The 11987-nt window shown below is 66.5% G+C and carries 9 protein-coding genes; all 9 read right to left on the reverse strand.

Annotation, left to right across the window (positions count from 1 at the left end; translation table 11 throughout):
• Positions 1 to 36 precede the first annotated feature (36 nt).
• The 9 genes from uidA to R5O87_RS10775 all read right to left on the reverse strand — a co-directional run bounded on the left by uidA (position 37) and on the right by R5O87_RS10775 (position 11982).
• Positions 37 to 1860 carry a beta-glucuronidase gene (uidA, locus tag R5O87_RS10735; protein ID WP_410557658.1) on the reverse strand — a complete coding sequence of 608 codons (1824 nt, stop codon included), beginning with the start codon at positions 1858 to 1860 and terminating at the stop codon, positions 37 to 39.
• A gap of 244 nt (positions 1861 to 2104) precedes the next feature.
• Positions 2105 to 3553, reverse strand: a complete 1449-nt coding sequence (locus R5O87_RS10740; RefSeq protein ID WP_410557657.1) for a mannitol dehydrogenase family protein — start codon at positions 3551 to 3553, stop codon at positions 2105 to 2107.
• On the reverse strand, positions 3550 to 4980 hold the full coding sequence (gene uxaC / locus R5O87_RS10745) for a glucuronate isomerase (RefSeq protein ID WP_410557656.1): 1431 nt from the start codon (positions 4978 to 4980) through the stop codon (positions 3550 to 3552). Before uxaC ends, R5O87_RS10740 begins: the two co-directional genes overlap by 4 nt.
• 68 nt (positions 4981 to 5048) lie before the next feature.
• Positions 5049 to 6110: a LacI family DNA-binding transcriptional regulator gene (locus R5O87_RS10750; protein ID WP_410557655.1), complete on the reverse strand. Its 1062-nt coding sequence runs from the start codon at positions 6108 to 6110 to the stop codon at positions 5049 to 5051.
• Between the two features lie 102 nt (positions 6111 to 6212).
• Complete coding sequence (locus tag R5O87_RS10755; RefSeq protein ID WP_410557654.1) at positions 6213 to 7379, reverse strand: Gfo/Idh/MocA family protein; 1167 nt, start codon at positions 7377 to 7379, stop codon at positions 6213 to 6215.
• Positions 7380 to 7395: 16 nt separating this feature from the next.
• On the reverse strand, positions 7396 to 8256 hold the full coding sequence (locus R5O87_RS10760) for a sugar phosphate isomerase/epimerase family protein (RefSeq protein WP_410557653.1): 861 nt from the start codon (positions 8254 to 8256) through the stop codon (positions 7396 to 7398).
• A gap of 32 nt (positions 8257 to 8288) precedes the next feature.
• Positions 8289 to 9173, reverse strand: a complete 885-nt coding sequence (locus R5O87_RS10765; RefSeq protein WP_410557652.1) for an ATP-binding cassette domain-containing protein — start codon at positions 9171 to 9173, stop codon at positions 8289 to 8291.
• A complete protein-coding gene (locus R5O87_RS10770) occupies positions 9170 to 11044 on the reverse strand; it encodes a dipeptide/oligopeptide/nickel ABC transporter permease/ATP-binding protein (protein ID WP_410557651.1) in 1875 nt (624 codons plus the stop codon). The genes R5O87_RS10765 and R5O87_RS10770 overlap by 4 nt, the downstream gene beginning before the upstream one ends.
• Positions 11041 to 11982, reverse strand: coding sequence for an ABC transporter permease (locus tag R5O87_RS10775; protein ID WP_410557649.1), 942 nt, complete (start codon positions 11980 to 11982; stop codon positions 11041 to 11043). Before R5O87_RS10775 ends, R5O87_RS10770 begins: the two co-directional genes overlap by 4 nt.
• Positions 11983 to 11987 lie beyond the last annotated feature (5 nt).

An 11987-nucleotide genomic window follows, 5' to 3' on the forward strand; every position in this document is an offset into this window, starting at 1 on the left:
GAGCCGGCCAAAGGGCGGCGCAAAATGTGAAAAGCGTTAGGGGTTGGTGAGGGTCTTGCCGGTGACGTCCTTGCTGCCGGCAAGCGCCGTCCAGCGCTGGCGCAGGGCGAAGGCAGCGGGCTTGGGCCGGCGGTCCCGGGTGAACACACCCTTCTTGTTGCCGTCCACGCGCATGATGCCGTTGGAGGTCTGGAAGTCCGCGAAGTTCCACACCTGCTCCCCCACCATGGCGTCCACCCGGTCAAAGACGCGGTGGTACATGGCGAGGAACGCGGCCTGGTACTCCTCGCTCCACGGCTGTTCGTAGATGGAGTGGAAGCCGGGCATGGTGTCCGGGCCGTACTCGGTCATGATCATGGGCTTGCCGTACCTGGCTTCCCATTCCCGGAGTTCGTTCTCGAGGACCCGCTCGGCGGTTTCGAGGTCGCCGTTGTGGACGTACCAGCCGTAGTAGCGGTTGAGCATGAGGACGTCGAAGAGGTCGGCCAGCACTTCCTTTTCGGGGGTATCGAACATGACGTTGACGTAGCCCACGGGACGGGTGGGGTCCAGCTCACGGGTAAGTTCGGCCAGCGGCTGGAAGTACTCGCGGGCGCCTTCCTCGGACCCGTTGGGTTCGTTGGCGATGGACCAGATCACCACGGACGGGTGGTTCTTGTCCCGGGCGACGAGTTCGGTGATGGCCTGGCGGTGGTTTGCCGCGGTGTTGGCGTCCACGCCGCCGTCGACGTACGTAGGTTTGGCGATGCCGCCGAACACGGCCCCGAAGCCGAGATGCAGCCCGACGGCGGCGGTTTCGTCGATCACCACGATGCCGTGCCGGTCGGCAAACTCCATGACCTCTTCGGCGTACGGGTAGTGCGAGGTGCGGAACGAGTTGGCGCCCACCCAGTCCAGGAGCTGGAAATCGTTGACCATCTGGGCGTTGCTGTGGCCCTTGCCCACCGTCACGTGGTCCTCGTGCATGCCGAAGCCGGTGAAGTAGAACGGCTCGCCGTTGATCAGGAATTCCTTGCCGCTGACCTCAACGGTGCGGACGCCGACGGGCAGGGTGTACGTGTCAGCCAGCCGGCCGCCGTCGTAAATTTCTGCGGCCAGGCTGTAGAGGTAGGCGGCGCCGGGCTGCCAAAGTACGACGCCGTCAATCGCCAGGGTGCCTGCAGCACCTTCCGCGGTGGCCACCGTGTCGCCGTCGGCGTCCCTGAGCGTGACCCTCACCTCTTCGCTGCCGGCGCCCCCTGCGGTGGCGATGCGGTAATTCACCGAGCCGGTGGTGCCTTCGAAGCCGGTCACCACGGTGATGTCCTCGACGGTGACGGCGGGTGTGCTGTACAGCCAGACGCTGCGGTGCAGACCGGCGTAGTTGTAGAAGTCGTGGAGGTAGCTCTGCTTCCGGCGGCCGTCCTCGGAGACGGTGATGGTGCCCGGCGGGATGGTGGCCTGGGTCAGTTCGTTGTTCACGGCGATGGTGAGCCGGAACGCCTGGCCGGCCGCGACGTGCTCGGTGATGTCTGCGCTGAAGGGCATGTAGCCGCCGGTGTGCTCGGCAACCAGGACGTCATTGACCCAGACCATGCCCTCATGGGTGGCGGAGTCCAGGCGGATGTGGATCCGCTCCCCTGCCCAGCCGCGCGGCACGCGCACTTCGCGCTGGTACCAGACGTAGCCCACGTGGTCGCGGATGGCCTTGTCCGGGAAGACGTCGTTGTAGCTGGCGGGAACTCCCATTTCGAGGTCCGTGGCCAGCGGAGACTTGAACCACTCCTGCTGGTGCCCGACCCGGCCAAAGTCCACCTTGAAGCGGTAGAGGCCGTCGAGGTTGATCAGCTCTCGGGTTTCATTTGCCTGGGGCTTAAGCATTTGGTGGGGTCCTATCGCGTCTTTGCGGACTGAGCCGGGTGTGGGGTTCTTGTTGTAATGCTAGTCACTTGGCAATCAAATGGCAAGCGGTTGCCAAGTATTCCTTGAAACTTTTACAAAATGAGCTGGGCCGGTAGCTCAGCCTGCGCGGAAACGGCAGTCCCCGCAAACAGACGGCCCCGACACAGCACTGCCCGGCTCCCTATGGTCCGGGAGCCGGGCAGTGCCGCGCATGCGCGGGACGCTACGGGGAGACAGCCCGCTCCCCGAATGTTCCGCACAGGTCCTCAATCAGCCCTACGACGTCGGCGTCGCCAGCCAGGGATGGGTCCACCAGTGCCAGCAGCGCACTGACGCGCTCCAGGCCGCTCCCCTCCGGGCCGCCCAGCCGGTTCGCCGCGGCGATTCGGTCCGCCAAGGGGTCCTGGACCGTCACCGCCACAGTGGTGAAGTCCATCCAGGCGGCAATCATGAGCGCGGCGGCAGCCCCGGACCTGCCCGCTGCACGCTCGGCCCGCAGCACCGGCACGGCCCGCATCCGCAGCTTGGTGCTGCCGTCCATCGCGATCTGCCCCAGGTGGTGGGCGATGCGCGCATTGCCGAAGCGCACCAGGAGGGCCTCGCGGTAAGCCGGAATCTGTAGGTCCGCAGCATTCCCGCCAGGTCCGTGCAGGCTGCTTTCCGACTCATCCCAGAACGCTTCCACGGCCGTCCTGCACAACGGGTCGGCCAGGGCTTCCGCCACGGTGGTGTGGCCACGCAGCTGGCCGGCGTACGCCAGCAGCGAGTGGGCCCCGTTCAGGAGCCAGAGCTTGCGGTTCTCGTACGGCTCGATGTCGCCGACGAACACCGCACCTGCGTCCTCCCACCGGGGCCGGCCCGCAGGAAAGTCCCCGCTGAGCACCCAGTTGGCGAAGGGCTCGGCCACCACCGGAGACGTGTCGCGGTAGCCGCAGGACGCTGCGACGGCTTCGAGGTCCGCATCGGTGGTGCGCGGCGTGATCCGGTCCACCGAGGTGCTGACGAAGCTGACTTTGTCCTTAATCCACACAGCGAGCTGAGGGTCCCATGCGCCGGCGATGCCCACCACGGCGTTGCGCGCCACGGTGCCGTTGCTGGAGAGATTGTCGCAGCAGACGACGGCGAGCGGATCCGCACCGGCAGCCCGGCGGGCGGCGAGGGCAAAGACCAGCCGGCCCAGCGGCGTAGTCGGGTTTCCGCTGTCGGAAGACAGCAGCGCAAGGTCGGCCACGACGTCGGGAGCGCTGCGGTCGAGCTGACCGTCGGCGCCGAGCCGGTAGGCGGCTTCCGTGACGGTCAGGGTGACGACGGCGGTCTGCGGGGCCGCGACCAGTTCCGCCAGCCGCTGCACGTCGGCGCCGTCCACGGCCTCGACGATGCTGCCGACCACGTCGAAGGAGTCGCCGCCGTCGGACCGTTCCACCAGCGTGAAGAGCCCGTCCTGCTCGGCCAGGGCCAGGGCCGCATCGGGGCGCCGGCCGGTGAAGGCAGCAATGCCCCAGTCGGCGGCGTCGCCGGCCCGGTGGGTGTACCAGGCCTGGTGCGAGCGGTGGAAGGCGCCGAGCCCGAGATGGACGATGCGGATTGGGGCCTTGGTACCAGGCTGCAGGGTGCGGTCGAGCCTGGGCAGGTCCACGGCAGCCGCCTTTTCGGGCTGCAGTCCGACGCTCACAGCTTGAAGACCCTTCGCGGCGATCCGTCCACAATGTCCACGATGAGTTCGTGGGCCCGGTCCTCGCTAACGCGGTGCTCGGCCACCAGGCGCGCCAGGAAGGAGGCTTCGATGCGGCGGGAGGCATCGTGGCGGGCGGGGATGGAGCAGAACGCGCGTGTGTCGTCGATGAAGCCCGAGGAACGGGAGAACCCTGCGGTCTCGGTGACCGCGGACCGGAAGCGCAGCATGGCGTCCGGGGCGTCCAGGAACCACCACGGGGCCCCGAGGTAGACGGACGGGTAGAAGCCGGCCAGCGGAGCGAGTTCGCGGGAGAACACCGTCTCATCCAGGGTGAACAGCACCAGGTGGAAATCCTTGGCTGTGCCGAAGTCCTGCAGCAGCGGCCGGATCGCCTCGGTGTAGTTGACCGCGAACGGGATGTCGTGGCCGGTGTCCGGGCCGTACTTTTCGAACGTCTGCTCATGATGGTTCCGGTATGAGCCCGGGTGGATGGTCATCACCAGGCCGTCCGCCACGGACATCCGCGCCATCTGGTACATCATGTGCGCCTCGAACACGTCGCGGTCCTGCGCCGTGGCCTCACCGGAGCGGGCGCGGTCAAACAGCCGCGCGGCCTCGGCGTCGTCAAGCTTTAGCGTGGCAGGGGTGCGGACGCCGTGGTCGGCAGACACCGCCCCGTGCTCCACGAAATAATGACGCCGGTTCTCCAGGGCGGTGATGTACCCGGCATAGCCGGTGCCGCCGTCGCCCGCTGCCGCGACGAGGCGGTCAACGTTCGCGGACCACGAGGGGTGCGCGATGTTGAGGTAGGCGTCGGGGCGGAAGGTGGGCAGGACGCGGCCGTGGAACGTGGGATCTGCGGCGATGGCCTCGTGGCAGGCGAGGCTGTCCAGCGGATCATCCGTAGTTGCGAGCACTTCAATGTTGAAGTCCTTGAAGAGCTGCCGCGGACGGAAGCCCGGTTCCAGCAGCTTGGCGGAGATCGCGTCGTAGCTGGCGTCGGCTGACTCGGCGCTGATCTCCCCGTGAAGGCCGAAGACGCTGCTGAACTGGGTGCGGAGCCAGTAGCCGGAGGCGGTGCCCTCGAACCGCGGCCAGGCCCGGCAGAATTCGCACCAGATGGCCCTGGAGTCCGGGGCTGCAGCGCCGGCCCCGGGGGAACCGGTGGCGTCCGGTTGCCGCAGGCGGTCAAACGGCACGCCGCTGGCGTGAATGAGGCGGGTGACGTAGTGGTCAGGGCTGACAAGCAGCGCCGCCGGGTCGGGGAAGGGCGTGTTCTGCTCGATGACTGCGGCGTCAACGTGCCCGTGCGGGGAAATGATGGGGAGGTCCTGGACGCGCTGCAGGAGGTCGCGCGCAATGCTGCGCGTTCCCGGGTCCGCGGGCAGGAGCCTGTCTGGGTTGGCGGCAATCGACTGTGACATAGCTCAATGGTCGGCCTTCATCGAGCTTCTTGTCAACCGGTTGCCAAAAATTGCCATCCCGGTTGCGGTTAGTGTGCGGGAAGCAGCCTTCCGCTCGAGCCGCGCAGCACGAGTTCCGTCTCCACGCGCAGAACGGCGGCAGGTTCGCCGTCGCCGTGAAGCAGGTCCAGCAGGAGTGTGGTGGCGCCCGATCCGCACTCACCCAGCGGGGAGCGGACGGTGGTGAGCGGCGGCGTGGTGAAGTCGGCACCGAAGATGTCATCGAAGCCCACGATGCTGATCTGGTCCGGGACCACCAGGCCGGCGGCCTGGAGTTCCTGCATGAGGCCGATGGCCAGGAGGTCGTTGTAGGTCAGCACGGCGGTGGCACCGCTGTCCCGCACGTCGCGCGCCACCTGCCGGCCGCCGTCGACCGTCGGTTTACCGGATTCCAGGCGCACGGCCTCGAGCCGGGACCATTCGCAGGCCGCCTGGACGCCTTCCCAGCGGCGTGCGGACATCCAGGACTGCTGCGGGCCGGCAACGAACGCCACCTTTTTGTGGCCGTTGGCGGCCAGGCTGCGGACGGCCTCGCTGATTCCCTTGTTGACGTCGGGGACAACGCAGGGCACGCCGTCGACCTCGCGGTTGATCACCACCACGGGCTTGTCGCGGGCGAGCGCGCGGATGTCGTCGTCGTCCATGCGGGGGCTGGCGAGGATGAGCCCGTCCGCGGTGGTCATCATCCGTCTGGCGGCCGTGAGCTCGGTGACGGCGGATTCGGCGGACTCCGCCAGCACCAGGGTGTAGTCGCGGAGGGTGGCCGTGGTTTCGGCGCCGCGGATGATGTCGAAGAACGTTGGGTTGGTGATGTCCGCGACGATGAGCCCGAAGGTGTTGGTGCGGCCGGTGGGCAGCGCACGGGCAAACGGATTGACCTGGTAGTTCAGTTCGGCCGCGGCATCCTCGATGAGCTTCTGCGTCTTGGCGCTGACCCTGCCCGGCTTGCTGAGCGCCCGCGAGACCGTGGACGGATTGACGCCGGCAAGCCTGGCGATGTCGTAGATCGTGGCGTTGGACTTGCCGTCCCTGGCGTGCTTCCTGGCCGGGACCTTGGTGGCGGGGGCATCCGGCGTCTTGGGTTCAGTCACTGCCCCATCCTAACGAGGAACCGGCCCATCTAGGTGGCAGCACAGGGCGTTCCCAGCGCTGGGAACGCCCTGTGCTGCTACTCAGTTGGGCGGGGTAGGAGATTACGAGCGCTCGGGGAACTTGCCTTCGCCCGCGATGCGCTTGTTCAGCTCCGCCAGGAACTCGTCCTCGTCAAAGTCCAGGCCCACTTCCGTGCCGGTCCAGCTGGAGAGATGGATGGCGTTGGCCAGGCGGACCCCGTTGATGCCGTCCGACCCCGGGGCCAGCAGCGGCGTGCCGTCCAGGATATTGGCCGCGAAGTTCTGCAGCACGCCGGAATGCTGCGCGCCCCAGGCCGACTCGAACTCGAGAACCTCGGTGGTGTAATACTCCTCGGGATTCAGCTGACCCATGAAGAGCCTGCGGACGTCGTCCATGTCCATGCCGTCGCTGAGTTCACGCTCGGGCTTGACCAGGCGGGTCACCGTGGCGGTCTTGGAGCCTTCGACGACGATCTTGCCCTGGTCGCCCAGAATCTCGAAGCGGTCGGTTCCGGTGAGGTCGTGCGTGGCCGTGACAAAGACGCCGGTGGCCCCGTTGCCATAGTCCACCACGGCTGTGACCTCGTCCTCAACGGCGATATCGCGGCGGAAGCCGTAGGCCACCTTTGCGTACACGGACCTGGGCACGCCGCAGATCCACTGCCACAGGTCCAGCTGGTGCGGGGCCTGGTTCACCAGGACGCCGCCGCCTTCCCCGCCCCAGGTGGCACGCCATTCGCTGGAGTTGTAATAGCCCTGCGGCCGCCACCAGTTGGTGATAATCCAGTTGGTGCGGCGGATGGCGCCGATCTCGCCGTTATCGACGATCTCCTTGAGCTTCCGGTACAGCGGGTTGTTGCGCTGGTTGAACATGATAGCGAAGGACAGCTCGGGCTTGCCCGCGGCAAACTCGTTGAGCTCCCTGACCTGCTTGGTGTACACGCCGGCAGGCTTCTCCACGAGCGCGTGGATGTTGCGCTTGAGCGTTTCGATGCCCATTTCCGGGTGCAGGAAATGCGGGACGCAGGTGACGACGGCGTCCACGTCGCCGCTTTCCAGCATGGCGATGTAGTCGTCATAGAAGGGCGCGTCAGGGTACTGGGAAGCCGCAAGTTCCTTCTTGGCCGGGTCGGTGTCGCTGATGGCGCCGACCACCATGTTCGGGACCAGGCCCTCCGTGATGAACTTGGCGTACGCGCCGCCCTGCTGGCCCAGGCCAATGATGCCCAGGCGTACTTTCTCACTCATTAATCGGTCTCCCTATCTAGAAGAGGTCGGCGTGGCCCATGGCCACCAGGTTGTCGTAGGAGGTCTGCAGGGCGTCCCAGACGGTGCGGCCGTACAGCTGGTCCTGCTCCACCAGCAGGTACTTTGCGCCGGCAGCCTGTGCGGCGGGGACGATGGCCGGGAAGTCGAGGTTGCCCTCGCCCACTTCGGCGAACTGGACCACGTCCTTGAACTCAGCCATGAAGCCCGCCACGTCCCCGGCTTCCAGCAGCCCGAAGGCGGTCTCCGGCAACTGGCCGATCCGGTAGTCCTTCAGGTGCACCATGGCGGTGCGTCCGGCGTACTTTTCCAGGGTGCGGACCGGGTCCAGGCCGCCGCGCTGCACCCAGTGGACGTCGACTTCCATGCCCATCGCCGGCGAATTTTCCGCAATGATGTCCAGCATGTACTTGCCGTCGAACTTCGCAAACTCGATGTGGTGGTTGTGGTAGTACAGGCTGATGCCGTGCTCCTGCAGGCGTTCGGCGTAGTCGTTGGCTTCCCGGGCGAAGTCGACGACGGCGTCGAGGGACTTCATCGCCGGGAACGGCAGCATGCCGATCCGCAGCAGGTTGGAGTCCAGCGTCCTGGCGTCGTCCACGATCTTGTCGAAGTCTTCACGGAGCGAATCGCCCGGCCGGCCCTGGGGCTTCTCCAGCATGACGGACAGCGCCGCGATGTCCATGCCGAGTTCGCTGCGGGAGCGGTCCAGTTCCGCCACATTGTCCGCCGTCATCGGGATCTGGGAAATTTCGACGGCGTTGTAGCCGATCGCGCTGACCTTGCGGAGCGTTTCGAACGCCCCGAGTTCGCTGAAGCTGTCCTTCAGCATCATAGCTTGCACGCCAATGATGGCCACGTTGTTCCTTTCGTTGGTGGCGGTCGGTTCCCCTAGGCAGGGACGCCGGCCTGTTCGTTCTGCTGCCGCTGGATCTCCAGCAGGCCGTGCCGGTCCGCCCGGCGCTGTTCCTGCCGGTCCGGGTCGGGCACCGGGGATGCCAGCAGGAGCCGCTGGGTATAGGGGTGCTCGGGATCGCGGGTGACCAGCTCGGCGGGCCCCTGTTCAACAATTTCGCCGTGGTACATCACGGCAACGCGGTGGCTGATGTGCCGCACCACATCCAGGTCGTGGGAAACGAACAGATATGACACGCCGGTGTCCTTCTGGATCTGCAGGAACAGGTCAAGGACACGTGCCTGGGTGGACAGGTCCAGGGCGCTGACGGGCTCGTCGCAGACAATCAGCTTCGGGGACAGCGCCAGGGCACGGGCAATCGCCACGCGCTGGCGCTGGCCGCCGCTGAACTCCCGCGGCAGGCGGTGGATGGCGTCCGACGGCAGGCCCACCTGGTCCAGCAGTTCCTTGACGCGCGTCCTGGCGGCCTTCTGCTCCATGCCCTGCACGCCGAGGGGCTCGGCCAGGATGTCGCCAATTTCCAGCGCCGGGTTCAGGGAGGTGTACGGGTCCTGGAACACCACCTGCAGGTCGCGGCTCAGGGTCCGGCGCTGCTTGCGCGTGGCGTGGCTGATGTCCTTGCCCTCGAAGACGATCCTGCCGCCGGTCACGGGGGCGAGGCCCAGGACGGCCCGGCCCAGGGTGGTCTTGCCGGAGCCGGATTCACCCACCAGGCCAAGGGTCTCGCCCTGGCCGATGGAGATGTTGATGTCCGTCAGCGCCCGGAACGGCCGGGCCCGGAACTTCTTGCTGGGGTACTCGACCACCAGGTTGTCCACTGTCAGCAGCGGTGCGCTTTCCTTGAGTTCCGCAGTGCTCATGCGACCGGTTCCTTCTGGCTGGATACAAGCGTGGACATGGGGGTTTTGCCTTCGAGCATGGAAGCCAGCAGGGTCTGTGTGTACCGCTCCTTCGGATTGCGGAGGATGTCGCGGACGGATCCCTCCTCCACCAGCCGGCCATTCTGCATGACGGCCACCCGGTCGCAGAGGTCCGCCACCACGCCGAAGTTGTGCGTCACCAGGATCACGCCGATGTTCAGCCGCTGCTGCAGCTCGCGCAGCAGGTCAAGGACGTCGGCCTGCACGGTGACGTCCAGGGCCGTGGTGGGTTCGTCGGCGATCACCAGGTCGGGTTCACAGCTGATGGCGCCGGCAATCAGGACGCGCTGGGCCATGCCGCCGGACACCTCGTGCGGGTAGGCACCGAAAGTCCGCTCCGGATTCACGATGCCGACGTCGGCCAGCAGCTTCAGCGCGCGCTTGCGGGCTTCCTCCTTCGAGATTCCAAGAACCCGCACCATGGGGGTGACCAGCTGGTAGCCGATGGTGAACGCCGGGTCCAGGTTGCTCATGGGCTCCTGCGGAATGTAGGAGATCCGCTTGCCCCGCAGCTTGGACAGCCGGTCCTGGCTGACCCGGTCCTCGCCCGGCGCCACCGTGTAGTTGCCGTCGAACTGGATGGAGCCGGCCACAATACGGGCGTTGTCCGGGAGCAGGCCCAGGATGGAGAACGCGGTCTGGGACTTTCCGGATCCGGACTCCCCCACGATGCCGAGGATTTCGCCGCGGTCCACGTGGAAGGAGACGTCGTCCACCACCTTCTTGACAGAGCCGTCGGCCTGCGGATACCCGACGCCGAGGTTGGTCACCTTCACGAGGTGGTGCTCGGTTCCAAGCTCGACGGCGGCCACGGACTTACGCGGCTGTCCCGCCTTGGCGGGCGCCGCCGTCGTGCCTGCCGCAGAAGCACCCGGAGCCGGTGTCCGCTTCCTGCGGTGCTTGATCTTCTCGCCGTCCTCGAGCGCGTCCCGGATGGCGTTGCCCAGCAGGACGAGTCCGCCGATGGTCAATGCCATGGCAAACGCCGGCCAGAAGAGCAGTGTCGGGGTGAGGTAGACGTTCTTGAAGCCCTCGGACAGCATGACGCCCCAGGTTGCCTTGGTCGGGTCGCCGAGGCCGAGGAACTCGAGTCCGGACTGGATGGCGATGGCCACCCCGGCGATGGCCGCCGTCTGGATGATGATAGGAGCGCGGACCACGGAGAAAATGTGGCGGGCAATGATGCTCAGGTCCGAGAGTCCGGAGACACGGGCGGCGTCGACGTAGAGCTCGTTCCGCACTGACTGGACCGCGGTGCGGGTGAGCCGGAAGTAGGACGGGCTGATGAGGATGCCGAACGCAATCATGGAGATCCACACCGAAGGACCGAACGCGGCACGGATGGTGAGCAGCACAATCAGGCCCGGGAGGCTCATGAGGATGCTGACAACCCAGTTGGAGACGGCCTCGAACCTTCCTGAGTAGTAGCCGGCTATCAGGCCGGCCGGGAGGCCGATGGCGATGGCAACACCGGCACACAGCAGCGCCGAAAGGAGGGTCAGCTGGGCTCCGAAGAGCAGCCTGCTCCAGTTGTCACGGCCGGCGCTGTCCGTGCCCAGGATGTTCACGCCGTCGGGCGCCGCCAGGGTCTTGGTGATGTTGGCAAAGTTCTCGTCGAAAGGTGCCAGGACCGGGGCGAGGATGGCCAGCAACGCGATGCCCGCCAGGATCACCAGGGAAGCGATGCCGAGGGGGTTCCTGAGGAGCCGGCGCATCACGGTGGAACGGACCACCGTCCCGCTCTGCCCGGTTTGATGCGGCCCCGCCGGGGCGGGCGCGGCAACAGCCGCTGTTTCTACGGAATCACTCATGACACACGCACTTTCGGGTTGAGCCAACCATTGAGGATGTCCACCAGGAGGTTCACGACGATGACCACCACCACGGTGTACATCACCACCCCCATGACCACGGGCAGGTCCGTCTGGCCCGTGGCGGTGACCGCGAGCGGACCCATGCCCGGGAGGGCGAAGATCTGCTCGATGATCACCACACCGCCCAGCATGCCGATGAGCTGCAGGCTGAGCACGGTCAGGCCGGCCGGAGCGGCGCTGCGCAGCACGTGCTTGAACAGGATCTCGCGCTCTCCGATGCCCCGGCTGCGCAGCGTGCGGACGTAATCGCGTTCCAGCTGCTTGATGACGGCGCTGCGGATCTGCTGCGCACCGCCGGTCACGCCGTTGATCAGGAGGGCGATGACCGGAAGGGTCATCGAGTAGACCCAGGCCTCGGGACCCACCTCCGGGGAGATGGTGCTGGTGGCGGGGAAGAAGCCCAGCTGGATGGCCAGGAGGGTCACGAGGAAGACGCCGATCACGTACCCCGGGATGGAGTCGCCAACGATCGCGCCCACCTGGACCAGCCTGTCCACCCAGCCGCGCTTGACGGCTGCGGCAACGCCGATCAGCGCTGCGCAGATGGCGATCAGGATCATTGCGGCGAAAACCATGGTCATGGTCACCGGGATCCGGGTGGCCAACGAATTGGCTACGGGTTCCGACGTGAACCATGAGGCTCCAAGGTTCCCGCCCAGGGCATCGCCCAGCCAGGCGAAGTAGCGGGTCAGGAGGGGCTGGTCCAGCCCCAGTTCCTGTTCTTTCAGGGCAACCTGTTCAGGGGTGGCCTGGTCGCCCAGGATGTTCCGCGCAATGCTGCCGCTGGACGTGTACAGCAGGGTGAAGGTGAGCGCCGAGACTACGAACAGCACCACCAGACCGCTGCCCAGTCTTTTCGCAATGAACCTGATCATGGGGT

The organism is Arthrobacter globiformis (genome assembly GCF_046536215.2).
In the GTDB taxonomy this organism is placed as follows: Bacteria; Actinomycetota; Actinomycetes; order Actinomycetales; family Micrococcaceae; genus Arthrobacter; species Arthrobacter globiformis_E.